An 18,696-nucleotide genomic window follows, 5' to 3' on the forward strand; every position below is an offset into this window, starting at 1 on the left:
CCGGTGCCGGGGCCGGCCCGGGTCAGCGTGGGGAGGCCGTTCCGTCCCCGGTGATCGTGACCTTGGCGCCGACGACGGTGTGCTCGTACAGCCAGCGGGCGTCGGCGGTGCGCAGAGCGATCAGCCCCAGCGTGGACGGGCGGCGGCCGGGGACGTCCACCGTGGAGCCGGCGCCGTAGAGGAAGTGCCGGTCGCCCGGCCGGCCGAGGAAGGCCAGCACCCAGTCGTGCTTCTCCACCACGCCCGACGGCGCGGAGCTGAACCGCACGTGGCGCAGCCGCTCGGTGACCCGGGCGACCGCGTCGTCGCGGAACGGGTGGCTCATGCCGGGCGCGGAGACCGGGAACGTCCGTCCCCCGGCGCGCAGTTCGAGGGTGGTCAGATCGATCGCGATGTCGTGGACGGTCGTGTCGCCGGAGGGCGGGGGCGGTGCCGGAGCGGTGGTGGAGGCGGTGGCCGCGGGCGGGTGGGCCGGCCGGTCGGCGGGGTCCAGCAGGACCGTGCCGGCGAGGACGGCCGTGCCCGCGGCGACGAGCCCGGCCGCCACCAGCGCGGCCCGGCGGGTACGGCGGCGCCGCACGGCCCGCCGTCGTACGACCGCGCCCGGGGCCGGGGCGAAGCGCCGGCCCTGGCCGGCCACCTCGCGCAACGCCTCCGTGAGCCGGTCGGAGAGTTCCTCGGGCGCGGACGGGCCCGACGGGTCATGGGGCATGGGTGGCCTCCTTCGTCCCGGTCACGGTCTCGGCCTCCTCGGGCGACAGATGGCGGGCGAGCGCGGCGCGGCCACGGGCCAGACGTGCCTTGACCGTGCCGACGGGCGAGCCGGTCTCCGCGGCGACCTGATCCACGCTCAGGTCGCACACGTGGTAGAGAACCACGGCCAGCCGTTGTGCGGGGGGCAGTTCGCGCAGGGCGGCGACCAGGGCCACGTGTTCGGGTCCGGGGCCCGGGGCCTGCTCCGGCGCAGTGTCCTTGCGGACGAGTTCCAGCCAGCGCCGGGCCCGCCGGAAGCGGCTGACCGCGAGCCGGGTGGCGACCGTGCGGATCCACGCCTCCGGCGCCTGGGCCGCGTCGAACGACGTCCGCCGGTCCCAGGCCCGGACGAACGCCTCCTGCACCACGTCCTGTGCCTCGGCGTGATCACCGGTGAAGGCGTACAACTGGCCCACCAGGCGAGGGAAGGCAGCGGTGTAGAAGGCGTCGAACTCCTCCTCCGTCATCCGGTCTCCCCCGTGTCCCCCGTTCCGGAGAGGCGATCCTACGGGGCGTCCGGGGTGTGCGGCCCATGCCGTCGGGAACCGCGGATTTCCCCGGGAACGCATGCAACCCGGGCCCCCTGCGGTGCGTACAGGCGATGTCCGTACACAACTCAGGGGGATTTCCGTGTCCACGCTCGACTCGACCAGCCACCGCCCGCGCCGCCTGTGCTCCGTCGCCGCCGCCCTCGCGGCGGCCTGCGCGATCGTCCTCTCGGCGACCGGCTGCGCCACCACCACCTCGTCGGCCGCCACCGAGCCCACCGGCCCGGCCGCAACCGGCGCGCGCCGGACCACCCCCGCGCCCGGCCGGACCGCGCCCGCCGTCCCCGAGCCGGCCGCCCTCGCCGGCGCCCGGGTCAATGTCGGCGAGGGCGCCACCGTCGGCGTGGGCATGCCGATATCCGTCACCTTCCCGCGTCCGGTCCCCGAGGCCCAGCGGGCGGCGGTCGAGCACTGGCTCACCGTCGGCACCGAGCCGTCGGTCACGGGCGCCTGGAGCTGGGTCAAGGACCGCGATCTGCTCGACGGACAGCGCGTCGACTACCGGCCCCCGGCCTACTGGAAGCCCGGCACCCGCGTCACCCTGCGCGTCGGCACCCACGCCGTGCGGCACTTCACCGTCGGCCGCTTGCTGACCGCGACCGTCGACGTACGCAGCCACACGATGACCGTCACGCAGGACGGCGAGCCCACCACCCGCATCCCGGTCACCGCCGGCCGGCCCGGCCTGGACACCTGGAACGGGACCATGGTGGTGCTGGACAAGCAGCCCAGGGTCTACATGGACTCACAGACCGTCGGTCTCGGGGACGCCTACCACGGCTACTACGCCTGGGCCGTGCACGTCACCACGTCCGGCACCTACGTCCACCAGAACCCCAACGCGAACACCTACGCCGGCCGGTCCAACGTCACCCACGGCTGTGTCGGCCTCGCCACCGACGGCACGGCCGAACGGTTCTACCGGCGCGTCATCCCCGGCGACGTCATCCGCGTCACCGGTTCCAAGGAGACGGTCGCCGCCGGCAACGGCTACGGCGACTGGAACCTCACCTGGTCCCAATGGCTGGCCCACAGCGCGACCCGGAAGGGCGGCACCGGCCCCTCGACACGGTCGTAACACTCGGGGGGCTTGCGCGCCGCACGGCTCCGGACATGCCCGCCGGCGACATCAACGGGCCCTTCGCTCTTGCCCGTTGGCGCCGGCACCTCTAAGTTAAGCGCGCTGTTAAGTGAACTTAACCGGCTACTTGAGTGAGGGTGTCGTGCCGTACCGCGCAGGACCGCGTACCCGTCCGATCAGCGCTGCCGGAGCCGCTCTCCTCGCCGTGGCGGCGCTGGTGGGCGCGGCGGACTCGGGGCCGGCCCAGGCGGCTGCCCTCGCGGAACGCACCCGGCTCGTCGAGTACTTCCCCGGCCCCGGGGCGGAACCCCGGCAGGTGACCGTCCCGGTGGACACGCCGGCGGACGCCCCGGCAGCCGGGACGGCCCGCCGCGCGCCGGGCCCGGGGGGTACCGGACCGGCGGTGCGGCCCCTCCAGCGCACCGGGCCGGTGTCCGCGCGGCTCGACCTCGTGGTGATGGGGGACGGCTACACCGCCGACGAGCAGGACGAGTTCGCCGCGGACGCCGAGGAGAAACTGGACGCGATCTTCGGCATCGAGCCCTACCGGAGCTACCGCGGGCTCTTCAACGTCTGGCTGGTGAACGCCGTCTCCACCGAGTCCGGCGTCTCCGGCGACCCGACGGCCGACGACGTGAAGGACACCGCGCTGGGCTCCTCCTTCTTCTGCGACGGCCTCGAACGCCTGCTGTGCGTCGACACCGGCGCGGTCACGCGGTACGCCGCCCTGGCCCCGGACGCCGACGTCGTCTTCGTCGTCGCCCACTCCGCCAAGTACGGCGGCGCCGGCTACTCCGCCCCCGACCTGCCGCCGGGCTCCCCCTTCCACGGCGTGGCCACGATGTCGTCCGGCAACGAACGCTCGTACCTCATAGGGGCCCATGAACTCGGCCACTCCATAGGCGGCCTGGCCGACGAGTACCAGTACCCGGGCTACGGCGCCTACCCCTCCCCCGAGGAGCCCGCCGCGGCCAACCTCACCCTCCACCGCGACCCGGCCGAGGCCAAGTGGCGCCGCTGGGCCGGGGTCCAGGACCCGACCGGATCGGTCGTCGGCACGTACGAGGGCGGCGGCTACTACGAGACCGGCATCCACCGCCCGACCGCCACGTCCCTCATGCGCAGCCTGGAATCGCCCGAGTTCAACGTCGTCGGACGCGAAGCGATGATCGCCGGCTTCTACGCCGACGCGGACGCGCTGACTTCCTCCGTCCCCACCGCACGCCCCGTCCGCCCGAGCCGGGCGATCACGGTGCGCCTCGCCCCGCTGAGCGGCCTCGCCGACCTCCGCCTCACCTGGTACGTCGACGGCAGGCAGGTCCCGTGGGCGGCCGGCGCCCGGACGACGACCCCCCACGCGCTGGGCGTCCGCGGCCACGGCCACCGGATCACCGCGACCGTGACCGACCGGACCGCGGCCCTGCGCGACCCGGCCCTGCGCGCTCAGGCCACCGACTCGCTCACCTGGACCGTACGGTGACCCACCGTCGTCACAGCACCAGCAGCAGCGTGGCCACGGCGGTGAAGCCGGCGCACACCGCGACCACCACGCCCACGCAGCGCCGCCGCAACACCTCGTACCGGTGCTCGTACTCGGCCCGCAGCGACACGCACCGGGCCGCGACGCGTTCCAGGTCCGCCCTGGCCCGCCGCAGACCGTCGGCGACGTACCTCCGCTCGATCTCCTCGCGCTGCGCCGTCGTCAGCCATTCCAGGGGCTCCGTGAACTCCCGCGCACGCCGCTCCGCCTCGGCGATCCGGGCCTGCCACAGCAGGTAGCCCTCCACCTCGTTGCCGAGGTCGCCGCCCACTCCGGCTCCCTGCTGGGGCGGACCGCTCACCCGTGCCCTCGGTCGGTCGCGGCCGGGAACCCGTGAGCCTCGAATTCCTGCATCGCGATGTCCGGGTGGTGCAGGTCGAACGCCGGGGACTCGCTGCGCACCCGCGGCAGGGTGACGAAGTTGTGCCGGGGCGGCGGGCAGGAGGTCGCCCACTCCAGCGAGCGGCCGAAGCCCCACGGGTCGTCCACGCCGACCCGCTCGCCGTACTTGGCCGTCTTCCACACGTTGTACAGGAACGGCAGCATCGACAGACCGAGCAGGAAGGAACCGATGGTCGAGAGCGTGTTCAGGGCGGTGAATCCGTCGCTCGCCAGATAGTCGACGTACCGGCGCGGCATGCCCTCGGCGCCCAGCCAGTGCTGCACCAGGAAGGTGGTGTGGAACCCGACGAAGAGCGTCCAGAAGGTGATCTTGCCGAGCCGCTCGTCCAGCATCTTGCCCGTGAACTTGGGCCACCAGAAGTGGAAGCCGGCGAACATCGCGAACACGACCGTGCCGAAGACCACGTAGTGGAAGTGGGCGACCACGAAGTACGAGTCGGAGACGTGGAAGTCCATCGGGGGCGAGGCCAGGATGACACCGGTCAGGCCACCGAAGAGGAACGTCACGAGGAAGCCGGCGGCCCACAGCATCGGCGTCTCGAAGGACAACGAGCCCTTCCACATCGTGCCGATCCAGTTGAAGAACTTCACGCCGGTCGGGACGGCGATCAAAAACGTCATGAAGGAGAAGAACGGCAGCAGCACCCCACCGGTGACGTACATGTGGTGCGCCCACACCGTCACCGACAGACCCGCGATCGCGATGGTCGCGGCGACCAGGCCCATGTAGCCGAAGATCGGCTTGCGGGCGAAGACCGGGATGATCTCTGTGACGATCCCGAAGAACGGCAGGGCGATGATGTACACCTCGGGATGGCCGAAGAACCAGAAGAGGTGTTGCCACAACAGGGGCCCGCCGTTGGCCGCGTCATACACGTGGGCGCCGAACTGCCGGTCCGCCTCCAGGGCGAACAGCGCCGCGGCCAGGCACGGGAAGGCCAGCAGGACCAGCACACCGGTCAGCAGCACGTTCCAGGTGAAGATCGGCATGCGGAACATGGTCATGCCCGGGGCGCGCATGCAGATGATCGTGGTGATGAAGTTGACCGCGCCGAGGATGGTGCCGAAGCCGGAGAAGGCCAGACCCATGACCCACATGTCGCCCCCGGGACCCGGGGTGCGCATGGCCGAGGACAGCGGGGTGTAGGCGAACCAGCCGAAGTCGGCCGCGCCGTCCGGGGTGAGGAAACCGCCCACCGCGATGAGCGAGCCGAACAGGTACAGCCAGTAGGCGAACATGTTCAGCCGCGGGAACGCCACGTCGGGCGCACCGATCTGCAACGGCATGATCCAGTTCGTGAACCCGGCGAACAGCGGGGTCGCGAACATCAGCAGCATCACGGTGCCGTGCATCGTGAACAGCTGGTTGTACTGCTCGTTCGAGATCATCTGGATGCCCGGCCGGGCCAGCTCGGCGCGCATGATCAGCGCCATCACTCCGCCGAACAGGAAGAACCCGAACGACGTCGACAGATAGAGCGTGCCGATCGTCTTGTGGTCGGTGGTCGTCAGCCACTTCACCACGACATTGCCGGGCTGTTTGCGCCGGACCGGCAGCTCGCTCTCGTACGAGTCCTCGGCTGCCTCGGCACCGTCCTGGGGTTCGTTGAGGATGCTCACCAGTCGTCCGTCTCCCGATGCTCGCCGTGCGCCCGCGCCACGTCAGTCATCCGCCATCCTCACCGTGCGAGGGCGGCCCCGACAGCCTGAGCGGCCGACGCGCGGCCGTCCGGATGACGGATGCACCCGGACGGAGCAGCGAAGCGGGGCACAGCACGGCCGGCCGCCCTGCCTCGTGCCGCGGGAGGCGAGGGGTCCGGCCGTCGTGGCCCTCCCCGGCCGCGGGAGCGGTGGACACCGCCGGAAGTGCCGCCCGCGAGAATCGGTCGCCGAAGGCCGTAACGCGCAGGGACCCCCACCGCGTGCAAGAGGTGACGTCGACCACGAGAGGACACACGGTGAGGGAAGCACCCGCGGACTACCTGGAGTTCGCAGTCGCCCGCAGCGGTCCGTTGTTCCGGACCGCCTGCCTGCTCACGGGCGACTGGCACCTCGCCGAGGACCTGGTGCAGGAGACCCTCGCCAAGATGTACCGGTCCTGGCGGCGGATCAACCGCGCGGAATCCCCCGTGGCGTACGCCAACACCGTGCTGGTGCGCACCTACATCTCCCAGCGTCGCCGCCGCAGCTCCACCGAGCGCCCCAGCGACCGGCTGCCCGACGCCGCCGGACCGGCACCGGACGCGGAACTGCGGATGGCCTTGCTGGACGGCCTGGCGCAGCTGACGGCCAAGGACCGCGCCGTGCTGGTGCTGCGCTACTGGGAGGACCGCTCGGTGGAGGAGACCGCCCGGGTACTGAAGCAGTCGCCGGGCGCCGTCCGGGCCCGGAGCATGCGCGCCCTGCAACGGCTGCGCGCCCTGCTGGGCACCGAGTTGGCCGACCTGACCGCATGAACGGCGCCGGCCGGCCTGACCGCACGGACAGGGCCGGCCGACCTGACCGTACGAGGCCGAGTCCGCCGCCCCGACCGGATGAGCCGACTCGGCCCGACCTGACCGTATGACGAGCGTGGCCCGACGGTGCTCGGCGCCGCGGCCGATCCCAGAAGAACGGAGACCCGCCATGTCCCTCGACGAGGAGTTCGAGGCCCGGGTGGCCCGCGCCATGAGCCGGGCCACGGTCGAGTTCCCGCCCCACTCCGCCGACCTGGTACGGCGTTCCGTCGGCCGGGGCCGACGTATGCGGCTGTTCGCCGCCGCCCGGATCACCGCCGCGGCTGCCGCGGTGGTCACCGCGGGAGGCGGCCTGCTGGCCACGGGCGCCCTCGGCGGCCAAGGCGACGGCACCACCGATCAGCTGCGGACCGCCACCCGGGGCCGTGCCACCGAGCAGCCGGCCCCCCGGGCGGCCTCGCCGGTCAGCGGCGAGGAGATGGTCCGCACACTCAAGAGCCTGCTGCCGCCGGGCGGTACCGTCTCCGCGGCCTCGGGCACGGGCACCCAGGACGGCGGCCCCGGCGTCCGGCCCGCGGCCGAGCTGACCTACACCACCGCGCGGGGTTCCTCCGGCATCGACATCACCCTCGCCCGGCTGGACCCCCGAATCCCCGGCGAACAGCAGGGCGACGGCGGCTGTCTGCCGGTGGAGGTGCGCCCCTACGACAAGTGCACCACCGAGAAGCTCCCCGGCGGGGCGGTGCTCAACACCACCAAGTCGTTCACCTACCCCAACGGCGACACCGGCCAGAAGCGCTGGTACGTGGTGCTCACCACCGCCGAAGGCGCCCAGCTGACGGTGCAGGAGTTCGGCGGAGGCGGCGAGAAGGCGTCGGCCGATGACACCGATCCGCCGCTGTCCATCGCCCAGCTGACCTCGATCGTGCGCAGCCCGGCGTGGGAGAAGGCGATCGCCGCGCTGCCGGCGCCGGAGCCGACTCCCACGACCGCCGCCTCCTCCGGCCGGCAGCACGCACCCGGCACACGGCTGAGCCAGGTACTGAAGGCACACCTGCCCCGGGGCGGGACCGTCTCCGACGAGAACGCCGCTGACGGGCTGGTGCAGCTCGTGTACGACGACGGCCACGGGAAGAACATGGTGGAGGTCGACGTGCAGTACGGCATGACCACCGACCTGGCCGGGCACATGGGGTGCGCCGGTGTCACCGGTCACTGCGAGGCCACGACGCTGGACGACGGCACCCGGGTCAAGAAGGTCCGGGGAACGTCGGAGAAGGGCGGCTCGGCCCAGGTGTGGCTGGTCGACACCCTGTACCCGGACGGCCGGCGGGTGGTGGCCCGGGAGGTCAACTCCTTCGCCGAGAGCGCCCCGGTGACCCGCTCCCGGCCCGCGCTGGGCATGGACCGGCTGCTGGGCATCGCGCTCGACAAGCGGTTCTTCACGGACTGAGCCGCCGGAGCCCGCGGGGTGGCGCCGACTCCGTTGACTCCGGCTGAACGGCCGTGCGACGGTGAGAACGCGCTCGTCCCGGGAAGCATGGGGAAACTGGAGGCAAACCGCTGTGCCCTTCGGAAACGACGACTCCCGCCCCGCCATGGACCGCAGCCTGACCCCGGATCAGCTGGAGTCGTTCGAGAAGGAGTTCGCGTCCCGTCCCGCGAACCGGCTGATGCAGAACGCGGTCACCCAGACCCCGGTGGACGATGTCGCCCTGGACCGGCGGATCCTCACCGGCATCGACCACTCGGTCTCCCACCACCTGGACGACTGGAAGGCCACCGACCAGAAGCAGAGCGGACGCTGCTGGATGTTCGCCGGGCTCAACCTGCTCCGGGTCGGCGCCGCGCGCGAACTGGGCGTGCGGGACTTCGAGTTCTCCCAGAACTACCTGCTCTGGTGGGACAAGTTCGAGCGTGCGAACCACTTCCTCGAGGCGGTCATCGACACCTCGGACCGGGAGGTGGACGACCGTACGGTCGCGCATCTGCTGGCGGACCCGATCGGTGACGGCGGCCAGTGGAACATGTTCGTGGCCCTGGTCGCCAAGCACGGCCTGGTACCGAAGTCGGCGATGCCGGAGACCGACAGCTCCTCCGCGACGAGGGCGATGAACCGCTCCCTGCAGACCCTGCTCCGCCAGGGGGCACGCGACCTGCGCGGGCTGGCCGGGGAGGGAGCCGGTGCCCAGCGGGAGCGCAAGCGGGAGGTACTGGCCGCCGTCCACCGGGTGCTCAGCATCCACCTCGGCACTCCGCCGCGGCGGTTCCTGTGGCAGTGGGAGGACAAGGACAAGCAGTTCCACCGCGACGGCTGGCTCACCCCGGCGGAGTTCGCCGCCTCGTACGTGCGGCTCCCGCTGGACGAGTACGTCTGCCTGGTGCACGACCCCCGCGAGTCGAGCCCGGTCGGCCGCACCTTCACCGTCGAGTACCTGGGCAACGTCGTGGACGCCCCGCCGGTGGTCTACCTGAACGTGCCGATGGAGCTGCTGAAGCGGCTGGCCATGGACACGATCGTCGGCGGGGAGCCGGTGTGGTTCGGCTGTGACGTCGCCAAGATGATGCGCGCGGACGCCGGCGTCTGGGACGCCGGGCTCTACGACTACGCCGCCGTCTACGACGCCCCCTTCACCATGGACAAGGCCGACCGGCTGCTGCACCACGACACGCAGATGACCCACGCGATGCTGTTCACCGGTGTCGACGTGGTGGACGGCGGCCCGCGCCGCTGGCGGGTGGAGAACAGCTGGGGTGAGGAGAAGGCCGACAAGGGCTTCTGGACCATGAACGACTCGTGGTTCGGCGAGCACGTCTTCGAGATCGCGGTCCGCCGCTCCGCCCTGCCCGCGGACCTGGCCACCGCCCTCGACCGCCCTCCGATCGTCCTCCCCGCCTGGGACCCGATGGGCGCTCTCGCCGGCTGAGGACGAGGAGCCACCCGGACGACCGCCCTGTCGGACGGGCGACGGTCAGCTGGGGAGAGCGAGGACGCCCAAGGCGTACCCCTGGTCGTCGACGACGGGGGAAACGTCCAGCGTCCGGATCCGCATGGCGGCTTCCGCGTCGTCGAGGATGGTCGCGGACGAGGTGAACGGGCCGCGGTCGAGCGGGATGTCCCGCACCCGGGTCCGGTCGGTGTACCAGTGGCCGCCGCGGTGCGCAGCGAGCTGCGCCCGGGTCACCAGACCCGTGCACCGGCCGTCCTCGTCCTGGAGCAGCAGATGCGCAACGCGGGCGCCGATGAGGACGGACAGGGCGACGTCGACCGTCATGTGCTCGTCCACCTGTGGCCCGGGGGCATGCATGACGTCACGGGCGGTCAGACCGGTGCTGTAGACCCTCCCGGTCGGGTGCGCGCGGGACGGGACCTGTCGGGGGCGGGACGACACCTGCGGGGAGCAGGACGGAAACGACGTCAAAGGCTTCTCCTCTTCGAGGACGACGGTGGTGTCTCTTCGCCGGGCGCGGTGGGGCCGGTGACAGATGGCCTGGACTGCCGGGACTCGACCTGACGAGTGTCGGGGAGTGCCTGCGGCAGTACGGAATCGCTCGGGGACTCGGAGGAAGGAGCCGAGTGGAAGCGAAAACGCGGCTGGGGCCCGCACCCCGAGAGTGCGGGCCCCAGCCACGTGATGCGCGAGCCCTGGGGCTCGCGACGATTCGCGTCGGTGTCAGGCGGGAACGATGTTCTCGGCCTGCGGGCCCTTCTGGCCCTGCGTGACGTCGAAGGTAACCTTCTGGCCTTCCTGAAGCTCGCGGAAGCCCTGGGTGGCGATGTTCGAGTAGTGGGCGAACACGTCAGCGCCGCCGCCGTCCTGCTCGATGAAGCCGAAGCCCTTTTCCGCGTTGAACCACTTCACGGTGCCAGATGCCATAGTTAATCTCCCTTGAGGGGCAGTGCCGGATTCCGCACTTTACGGAACCGAGTCGCCGCGATGATCACCCCTCCGGAAAAGAAACCGGAAAGCTTTGCAAAGAAACAAGTCTCTGGTAACCAAAACTGCAACTGCTATCACGCTAACACAGGTCGGGGAAAAAATGCAGGCACCTGGAAAGTGTCGCAGCACCCCTCGGCCGACCGAGAGGGGATTTCTGCACCGGCGGTACTAGATATTCAGCCCGCACTCAACCAGCTTACGGTGCATTTCCTCGTTCAGCCGCAGCGCGTCGCCGAGCCGCTCCTCCAGGGAGACGATGCGGCACGCGGCCTCGACGGGGGTCCCCTGGTCGACGAGTTCACGGACGCGGGCGGCGATGCGCAGCTGGCGGCGGGAGTAACGGCGATGTCCGCCTTCCGAGCGCAGCGGGGTGATCAGCTCGGCCTCGCCGACGGCCCGCAGGAAGCCCGGGGTGGTGCCGAGAACGTCGGCCGCCCGTCCCATGGTGTAGGCGGGATAGTCGTCGTCGTCGAGGTGGCCGGCGACGTGAGGGTTCTCGGCGGGCATAGCACCTTCGCTGGGGAGACGCGGCGAGGGATCCGGGCGGGCGCGACACCCGTGCACCGAAGAATCGGCACCCTCTGTTCTGGTGTCACAACCCTATCGCCGGCACACCCGGAGATGTGGAGTGCCCGGGACAGGTTTTCCCGCGTCTCCTGACACCAGCGCCCCTCCGGCGGGGCCCACCTCGGCGTGCCTTACCGGGCGACGACGCGACGACACGGCGATGCGGCGGGGCGCACCCCCACCCGCCGCGCGTTTGAACGCATGCCCAATGGTGACCTGTGCGGTGGAGAGCGGCCGTGCCGCGTGGGTTCGGACAGGCAGCCCGCATTCCGTGCGTCCGTCCCCCACTCTGCCGCTCGGCTGTCACAGGCCGTGCGGCAGGGCTCGTTCGGGCGGCAGTGCTCGGAGCGGACCGCGTCAGCCGGTCCTCGCGTTTTCCACCGCGGCCTTCAGCACCCGCCTGCCGTGGTCTTCAGCGCCCGTCCGCCTGCCGTCGGCCGGCAAGCCCGCGGCCCGGCCGGCTCACGATCAGCGTGCGTGCGCCGGAACCAGCGCCCTCGAGGCCGTCTTCTCGCCACCGGTCCCTGGAGCCCCACAACCCAGCGCCCCGTGCTCGCCGACACCCGGCGGGAGCGGGGCGCCGTGGCGTGTGGCGCGCGGTGGCACGGCTCCGCGCCCGGAGCGATTCCCGTTCGGTCGACAGCCGGGTGCTGGCTCATCAGGGGGTCCCGGCCACTGAATAGGGGTTGCCGATAGGGGTTTCCGATAGGGGTTGTCCATGAACTATTCCGCGGGTAGCTTTTTTCTCGGTTCTTCGTCTTATTTTCCGGTGCTTCGGCCACCGAGTCGCCGGCGGCCGCGGTATCCAACCTTATGCCGCTCCAAGTGATGTCTTCGGGCGCGATTAGGACCAAGGAGAAATCATGGCTCGTACGAAAACGTTCGCGCTGACCGCCGAAGAGCTCGAGAAGTTCGCTCGTGATGGCTACATCGGTCCTTTCGATCTCTACACCGAAGACGAGATGGAAGGGCATCTCAAGGCGCTCAGGCCGAAGCTGCTCAGGACCAAGACGTCCATATACAGCGAGGGGCAGACGGAATCCGGCAACACGAACCTGGCGGCCAGCTATGACCGCCATCTCGACGTCGACTTCCTCGCCGAGCACATCGCCAGGCCGGAGATCGTGGACAGGGTGTCGAGCATCCTCGGTCCGGACACCCTCTGCTGGCGTACCGAACTCTTCCCGAAGTACCCGGGTGACGAGGGAACGGACTGGCACCAGGCGGACAACTTCTCCAGCGTCGACGGGGCGAAGCACCCGCACATCGTGTGGCCGGAGGACGCGGAGTTCGGCGGCACCATAACGGCCTGGACCGCCTTCACGGAGGCATCGGTCAAGAATGGCTGCCTTCAGTTCATCCCGGGCACTCACACGTCGATGAACTATGACGAATCAAAGATCATGGAATACAACCCGGAGATCATCAACCAGGTGGAGAAGGACGGTGTGAAGCGCGGGCTCTTCGGTTACGACTACCGGCAGCTGCAGAAGGACCCGGACTGGAGCCCCGACGAGTCCAAGGCCGTCTCCCAGGTCATGCGCCAGGGGCAGTTCATCCTCTTCTGGTCGACGCTCATGCACGCATCTCATCCGCACAGCGGCGAAACCGATCAGATGCGGCTTGGCTTCGCCTCTCGCTACCTTCCGACACAGGTCCAGGTCTACCCGTACTCCGACGAGCTCCTGGAATTCGGAGCGCGGGCAAGCCTCAAGAAATATGGCTGTGTGCTGACGTCCGGCGAGGACCGCTACGGCCACAATCGCTTTGTTGAGACCACTGTCAATGGTTTCCGATTCCCCGTGCACTAGGAGAGATGGCAAATGAGCGAGACGGACAACCGAATGGCACCGGACACACTGCTGGCCTGGGTCGTCGACGAGTGCAAGCAGCTCGGTCTGCGGGTGACGGGCGGCGAGGACGACTTCTTCGAAGCCGGAGGCACGTCGCTCACCGCGGTGAAGCTGATCGAGCGGGCCGAACGAGAGTTCGGCGACGACTCGCTTCCCGCGGACGAACTGTTCACCGACAGCCGGCTCGTGGAGATCGTGGCCAGCATCCAGCGGAACGGCAAACACGCTGACGCGGTGTCGGACTAGAGGGTCGGCGTGGCGGCATCGGACGGCAAGTGGGTGATGACCCTCAAGGCGGCGGTGGCAGAGCCTGCCAGCACGTTGTTCTGCTTCCCTTACGCGGGTGGGAGCCCCGAGACGTTCCGTGGCTGGTGCGACGGGATCGCGGACGACATCGAGTTGTTGTGCGTGATATTGCCTGGCCGGGGACGCCGTCTCAAGGAAGCTCGCTACGACCGGTGGCAGCCCCTGGTGGACGACGTCTTCGAGGCACTGTCGCCGTACCTGAACCGCCGCCACGCCTTCTATGGTCACAGTTTCGGTGGACGGCTGGCGTACGAGCTGTCTCATCTGGCTTCGGCGGAGTACCCGGGAAGGACGAGCCGGCTGTTCGTCTCCGGCTGCCGGAGCCCGGACACGCCGCAGCGGCGGCCGTACATGCACCAGATGACGGAGAGTGACTTCCGGGGTGCGGTGGAGAAGATGGGTGGCACGCCGGCGGAGCTCTTCGAACACGAGAGGCTGCTGCGCCTGGTCCTGCCGACGGTGCGAAGCGAGATTCGGCTTGCCGAGATATGGGACCACCGCCACGCTTCTGGCGTAGATGTTCCCATCACTGCCCTGTACAGCCCGGATGATCCGATCGACGGCTGGGCGACGATGCGCGGCTGGCAGAAGTTCACCGAGCGGTCTTGCGAACTGATCGACGTTCCTGGCGGACATTTCTTCGTGGACAGCCACCCAGAGTACGTAACAAGAATCGTCAACACACGTCTGGGGAATGTGAATGGATAAGATTGCCCTTTCGAAAGAGGCTCTATCTATTCATCAGCGGATCAACAGGACTGATGCCGGCTATCCGGCGGAGAGCTTGAAGGAACTCTTCGAGGGTGTTGCCGGCCGTCGTCCGGACGCCGTCGCGGTCGTCCATCGGGAGCGCAGGCTCACGTACCGTGAGCTCAACGGCCTGGCGAACAGCCTGAGCGTGCGGCTCCGCGCGGCCGGGGTGAACCCCGGCCATGTCGTGGGGCTGAGCGTCAAGCGCTCGCCGGAGATGATCGTCGCGATGCTGGCGATCATCAAGTGCGGCGCCACGTACCTGCCGTTCGACCGCACCTGGCCGGATGAACGCCTCCACGGGATCTTCGGCCAGGCGGGCTGCGCAGCGCTGCTGACCGACGCGTCCGACGAGATGACGGTCCGTTTCGGGCGCATGCGGGTGGTGCCCGTCGACCTGTCCGCGCTGCACGAGGACGAGAAGAACCCTTCCCTGCGGGTCCAGCCGGACTCCATCGCCTACATCGTCTTCACGTCCGGATCCACAGGATCCCCCAAGGGCGTGCCGATCCGGCATCAGGGCGTCGTCCGCCTCGTTTCCCATGCCTGTTTCGTTGCCCTCGACGAGAACTCCGTCATTCCGCAGCTTGCGTCGATATTCTTCGATGCCGCGGTGTTCGAGATCTGGGGAGCGTTGCTGAACGGCGGGACATGCGTGCTCTACCCGTCGGACCACGTGCGGTTGTCGGAGCTGAAGCGGGTCGTACAGCAGAATGGCGTCACGGCCGTTTTCGTGACGACGGCGCTCTTCAATGTGATTGTGGATGAGGCCCCCGGCACGCTCGATAGCGTGCAGACCATTCTCACGGGTGGCGAGGCGCATTCCCTGCGGCATATCGAGCGGGCGCGCAAACATTACGGGGACGACAAGGTCGTCAGTGTCTACGGGCCGACCGAGTGTTCGGTCTTCGCCACGTATTACCCCGTGCGCGGTTCCGTCGAGGGTGAGCCCGCGTTGCCGATCGGCCTGCCCATCCAGAACACGACCCTGTACGTCGTCCGCGACGGTGCGCTGTGCGCCCCGGGCGAGGCCGGAGAGGTGTGCCTGGCGGGACCTGGTCTCTCGCCGGGCTATCTGGGAATGCATGAGCTGACGGCAGAGAAGTATGTCGAGTACGACATCGACGGCGAAAAGGTAAGGCTCTACCACACCGGCGACCGCGGGTATGTCCGGGAGGATGGCAATGTCGTCTTCCAGGGACGCCTGGACGACCAGGTGAAGGTCAATGGTTTCCGGATCGAGCTCGGAGAGATCGCGCACTTCATGAACGAGGTGCCGCACGTCAAGCAAAGCTACGTCACCACGAGTGAGAAGGAGTCCGGCGAGAAGGTCGTGGTGGCGTTCGTGGTGCCGGCCGACGAGGCGTGTACGCCCCAGGCGTGCCACGACCACCTCGTCAAGAAAGTTCCCAGCTACATGCTGCCCGGGGAAATCCATGTGTGCGACAGCCTGCCGCTGACGGGCTCGGGCAAGGTGGACCGAAGGGTGCTCCTGTCCCGACGGAATGACCAGGCGGCTGCTGAGTCGCAGTGACCGGTGCGGTGTTCGGGCACCGAGCGCACGTGCTTGACCTGCGGGAATCCTGAATGAAGACGACAGAAGGGCATGGATCCAGTGACAGCGACCGGGCTGAGCATCAAGGCGGCGAACCTCTGGCTTCCGCCAGGAAAAGAAGGCCCCGCTGAGGGTGAGCTGAACGCAGCCGATTTCGAACGCATCGGTGTCTCGGAACTGTATGTCGCTCCGGACGACATAGCGCCGCCGCAGATGGCTGTGCTGGCCGCGGGGAACGCTCTGGAGGCAAGCGGAATCGAGCCGGCTTCCATTGGCTGCGTGGTTCATTCCTTCAGTTACCACCAGGGCTTTGACATGTGGTCGCCGGCGCACTACATCGCTTATCAGGCCGGGATCATCGACGCGCTGCCCGTCAACGTTCAGCAACTCTGCAACGGTGGCGCCGTAGCGCTGCACCTCGCGGCGAAGTGGCTGGTCGCCACACCTGACGCGAGCGCGGCCCTCGTCACGACTGCCGACCGGTTCTGCCCTCCGGGATTCAACCGATGGGCGAGTGACGACGATGCGGCCTACTCGGACTCGGCGACCGCGGTCCTGCTCGGCCGGACCGGAGAGGGCAGCGACTTCCTCCACCTGCTTTCGCTGGAGATGCTGACGGACACCGAGTGGGAAGTCCAGATGCGCGGCGATGACGAGTTCACCTCCGTACCGCTGGGGCACGGCACTCCGATCGACCTCCGGCGCGCCAACAAGGTGTTCAGGGAATCCGGTGCGGCAGCGCGAATGGTCAAGATCGCCGTTCCGAAGCTGCACGACTTCGTCCTGCGGTCTCTGCGCGCAGCGAACATCGAACCCAAGGATCTCAGCTGCATCGCGCTACCGCGTCTCAGCCGGACGATGCGCGAGGGCATGTTCAAGCCCGCCATCAGCGAGGTCATCGGAGGAAACCCCCGCTACCTCGAATGCGGCACCGGGTGCCTCGGCGCCGGAGACCTCCTCGGGAACCTGGCGGACATCGAGGACAGCCTCAACCCGGGCGAATACGGGATGCTCATCCAGGGATCCGGCGGATACACCTTCACGTGTGCCGTGGTCCAGGCGCCCGTGAAGTAACGCGGAAACCGGGGAGATCATGGCCACGACGCCGAGTACATGGGATCCTGCGACATATCCCCTCTGGCACGGGACTGTTCCCACGTCAGCGATTCTCGACCAGCACGGACCCCAGGACATCTGGGTCAAGGGCGAGGGGTCCTGGCTGATCGACGCAGCGGGACATCGCGCCCTCGACGCCCGCGCGGGGGTCGGCAACATGATGCTCGGTTACGGCAGGACCGACATCGTGGAAGCGATGTGCCGTCAGGCACGCGAGCTGCCCTATGTCTGCATGGTCCGGTGGGAACTGCCGGCTCCTGTGGTCGTCGAACTGGCGCGGGCACTCACCGAGATCGCCCCTTCCGGCCTCAGCCGGGTGCGGTTCTGCCATACCGGCGGCGCAGCGGTCGAGAGCGCGATACTGATGGCCCGCTCCTATCACCGGAACACGGGTCGGCCGGACAAGCGTCTCATCGTAGGTCTGCGCGACAGTTACCACGGCAGCCCGATGGCAGCCATGGCGGCGAGCGGGCAGCGCATCATGCACTGGCTCTTCGGTCCGATGCCGGACGGCTTCTGCCACCTTCCGGAGCCGGCCGACGAAGCGGGTACGGAACTCGCGGAGCAACTGGACGCGCTGGGGCCGGAGCGCATCGCGGCGCTGATACTCGAGCCGGTCAAGGGACGGAACGGACAGCCACTCCCTGACCCGTACATTCGAGCCGCACGTGAATACTGCACGAAGAACAACATTCTCCTGATCTTCGATGAGGCGTTCACGGGGTTCGGGCGGATGGGGGAAATGTTCGCGGCCGACATATCCGGGGTCTCGCCGGACATCATGTGCCTTGCGAAGGGCATCACCGCCGGCTACGCGGCGCTCGGGGCGGTCCTGGCGAGCGACCGGATCCACCAGGCGTTCGACACCGGCAGCACCGTGTTCGCTCACGCGTCGACCACGGACGGCCACCCGGTGGCCTGCGCCGCGGCGCTCGCCGCGATCCGGGCGTACACATCGGAGGACCTGGTGGCCAACGGCCGGGCACTCGGCCGGCTCCTGTGCGACCGGCTGAACGGCCTGCTCGATGGGGTACCCGCGTTCGGGGGTGTCCGGGCTGTCGGCGCATATGTGGCGATCGACCTGGTGGATCACGACGGCAGTCCGCTCTCGATGCAGGACCGCCGGTACCTGGAGGCGGCGTGCCGGCGGGAAGGCGTGCTGGTCCACTACACGCCCGACACCGTCGTGCTGATGCCTCCCCTGACGATGACCACGGAGGAGGCGGAGTTCGCGGCGCGGAAATTCGCGAGCGTCGTGTCCGGTCTCCGGCCGGCCGTCGCCTAGGGAGTTTCCGCGAACAGGACAGTGGAGCGGCGCGGTCGGCTGCCGGAGGTGCACAGGCTGGTGGCTGACGCGTTCGACGAGGACGAGTGGCCCACGGTGATGCCGGCGAGGGTGGCCATTTCCTCACGGTGTGGGTGGATACGGCCCGCCCGCGTGATCAGCCGGAGCCGGTACCGGAACTGCCCGCCGCCTCACTCGCGGCACGGCGGTACTCCTCGTTGATGCGCTGAGCCTCCTCCAGCTGATCCTCAAGGATGACGATGCGGCAGGCGGCTTCGATCGGAGTGCCCCTGTCCACGAGCTCGCGGGCGCGGGCGGCGATCCGCAGTTGGTAGCGGGAGTACCGGCGATGTCCTCCCTCCGAGCGGAGGGGGGTGATCAGCCGAGCCTCGCCGATGGCTCGGAGGAAGCCCGGGGTGGCGCCGAGCATCTCGGCTGCCCGGCCCATCGTGTAGGCGGGGTAGTCGTCGTCGTCCAGACGATCACCAAGAGGGTTGTCCGCTGTCATGTCACCTCGCTGTGCAACGCGTCGAGGGGCCCTGG

The 18,696-nt window shown here is 69.1% G+C and carries 19 protein-coding genes; 11 read left to right on the forward strand and 8 right to left on the reverse strand.

The window, feature by feature from the left end; translation table 11 throughout:
• Positions 1-22: 22 nt before the first annotated feature.
• Complete coding sequence (locus ACIGYR_RS28405; protein WP_399603348.1) at positions 23-712, reverse strand: L,D-transpeptidase; 690 nt, start codon at positions 710-712, stop codon at positions 23-25.
• Complete coding sequence (locus ACIGYR_RS28410; RefSeq protein WP_399603346.1) at positions 702-1,220, reverse strand: SigE family RNA polymerase sigma factor; 519 nt, start codon at positions 1,218-1,220, stop codon at positions 702-704. The genes ACIGYR_RS28405 and ACIGYR_RS28410 overlap by 11 nt, the downstream gene beginning before the upstream one ends.
• 163 nt (positions 1,221-1,383) lie before the next feature.
• Between ACIGYR_RS28410 and ACIGYR_RS28415 the strand changes: the two genes are divergently transcribed.
• Complete coding sequence (locus ACIGYR_RS28415; RefSeq protein ID WP_399603344.1) at positions 1,384-2,379, forward strand: L,D-transpeptidase; 996 nt, start codon at positions 1,384-1,386, stop codon at positions 2,377-2,379.
• A gap of 145 nt (positions 2,380-2,524) precedes the next feature.
• Positions 2,525-3,862, forward strand: a complete 1,338-nt coding sequence (locus ACIGYR_RS28420) for a M64 family metallopeptidase (protein ID WP_399603342.1) — start codon at positions 2,525-2,527, stop codon at positions 3,860-3,862.
• A gap of 10 nt (positions 3,863-3,872) precedes the next feature.
• On the opposite strand, the gene ACIGYR_RS28425 is transcribed toward ACIGYR_RS28420, so the two are convergent.
• Together ACIGYR_RS28425 and ctaD are read right to left on the reverse strand one after the other, a co-directional pair.
• Positions 3,873-4,193, reverse strand: a complete 321-nt coding sequence (locus ACIGYR_RS28425; protein WP_399603339.1) for a cytochrome C oxidase subunit I — start codon at positions 4,191-4,193, stop codon at positions 3,873-3,875.
• A gap of 26 nt (positions 4,194-4,219) precedes the next feature.
• The gene (ctaD, locus tag ACIGYR_RS28430) at positions 4,220-5,944 is read right to left on the reverse strand and encodes a cytochrome c oxidase subunit I (RefSeq protein ID WP_399603336.1); all 1,725 of its coding nucleotides are present in this window, start codon (positions 5,942-5,944) and stop codon (positions 4,220-4,222) included.
• A 338-nt stretch (positions 5,945-6,282) separates the two neighbouring features.
• Between ctaD and ACIGYR_RS28435 the strand changes: the two genes are divergently transcribed.
• From ACIGYR_RS28435 to ACIGYR_RS28445, 3 genes are all read left to right on the forward strand, one after another.
• Positions 6,283-6,780, forward strand: coding sequence for a SigE family RNA polymerase sigma factor (locus ACIGYR_RS28435; protein ID WP_399603334.1), 498 nt, complete (start codon positions 6,283-6,285; stop codon positions 6,778-6,780).
• 169 nt (positions 6,781-6,949) lie between these two features.
• The gene (locus ACIGYR_RS28440) at positions 6,950-8,233 is read left to right on the forward strand and encodes a hypothetical protein (protein WP_399603332.1); all 1,284 of its coding nucleotides are present in this window, start codon (positions 6,950-6,952) and stop codon (positions 8,231-8,233) included.
• Between the two features lie 112 nt (positions 8,234-8,345).
• Positions 8,346-9,707: an aminopeptidase C gene (locus tag ACIGYR_RS28445; protein ID WP_399603330.1), complete on the forward strand. Its 1,362-nt coding sequence runs from the start codon at positions 8,346-8,348 to the stop codon at positions 9,705-9,707.
• A gap of 45 nt (positions 9,708-9,752) precedes the next feature.
• Here the strand turns inward: ACIGYR_RS28445 and ACIGYR_RS28450 are convergent, their stop codons facing one another.
• The 3 genes from ACIGYR_RS28450 to ACIGYR_RS28460 all read right to left on the reverse strand — a co-directional run bounded on the left by ACIGYR_RS28450 (position 9,753) and on the right by ACIGYR_RS28460 (position 11,228).
• Positions 9,753-10,088, reverse strand: a complete 336-nt coding sequence (locus tag ACIGYR_RS28450; protein ID WP_399604119.1) for a CBS domain-containing protein — start codon at positions 10,086-10,088, stop codon at positions 9,753-9,755.
• Positions 10,089-10,454: 366 nt separating this feature from the next.
• Positions 10,455-10,658 carry a cold-shock protein gene (locus ACIGYR_RS28455; RefSeq protein WP_069779708.1) on the reverse strand — a complete coding sequence of 68 codons (204 nt, stop codon included), beginning with the start codon at positions 10,656-10,658 and terminating at the stop codon, positions 10,455-10,457.
• A 231-nt stretch (positions 10,659-10,889) separates the two neighbouring features.
• Positions 10,890-11,228, reverse strand: coding sequence for a MerR family transcriptional regulator (locus tag ACIGYR_RS28460; RefSeq protein ID WP_399603325.1), 339 nt, complete (start codon positions 11,226-11,228; stop codon positions 10,890-10,892).
• Between the two features lie 923 nt (positions 11,229-12,151).
• Here ACIGYR_RS28460 and ACIGYR_RS28465 point away from each other — a divergent pair.
• From ACIGYR_RS28465 to ACIGYR_RS28490, 6 genes are all read left to right on the forward strand, one after another.
• Positions 12,152-13,099, forward strand: coding sequence for a chlorinating enzyme (locus ACIGYR_RS28465; RefSeq protein WP_391846245.1), 948 nt, complete (start codon positions 12,152-12,154; stop codon positions 13,097-13,099).
• Between the two features lie 12 nt (positions 13,100-13,111).
• Complete coding sequence (locus ACIGYR_RS28470) at positions 13,112-13,387, forward strand: phosphopantetheine-binding protein (RefSeq protein ID WP_391846247.1); 276 nt, start codon at positions 13,112-13,114, stop codon at positions 13,385-13,387.
• Between the two features lie 9 nt (positions 13,388-13,396).
• Positions 13,397-14,155, forward strand: a complete 759-nt coding sequence (locus tag ACIGYR_RS28475) for a thioesterase II family protein (protein WP_399603321.1) — start codon at positions 13,397-13,399, stop codon at positions 14,153-14,155.
• Positions 14,148-15,731 carry an amino acid adenylation domain-containing protein gene (locus ACIGYR_RS28480; protein WP_399603318.1) on the forward strand — a complete coding sequence of 528 codons (1,584 nt, stop codon included), beginning with the start codon at positions 14,148-14,150 and terminating at the stop codon, positions 15,729-15,731. Before ACIGYR_RS28475 ends, ACIGYR_RS28480 begins: the two co-directional genes overlap by 8 nt.
• 72 nt (positions 15,732-15,803) lie before the next feature.
• Positions 15,804-16,826 (forward strand): ketoacyl-ACP synthase III family protein, encoded by a 1,023-nt coding sequence (locus ACIGYR_RS28485; protein WP_399603315.1) that lies wholly within the window; start codon positions 15,804-15,806, stop codon positions 16,824-16,826.
• A gap of 19 nt (positions 16,827-16,845) precedes the next feature.
• Entirely contained in the window at positions 16,846-18,153 is a 1,308-nt protein-coding gene (locus tag ACIGYR_RS28490; protein ID WP_399603312.1) for an aspartate aminotransferase family protein, read from the forward strand.
• Positions 18,154-18,310: 157 nt separating this feature from the next.
• Here the strand turns inward: ACIGYR_RS28490 and ACIGYR_RS28495 are convergent, their stop codons facing one another.
• Entirely contained in the window at positions 18,311-18,661 is a 351-nt protein-coding gene (locus ACIGYR_RS28495; protein WP_391846256.1) for a MerR family transcriptional regulator, read from the reverse strand.
• Positions 18,662-18,696: the final 35 nt, after the last annotated feature.

Origin of the sequence: Streptomyces sp. NPDC053076, assembly GCF_044546845.1 — a bacterium.
Lineage (GTDB): Bacteria > Actinomycetota > Actinomycetes > Streptomycetales > Streptomycetaceae > Streptomyces.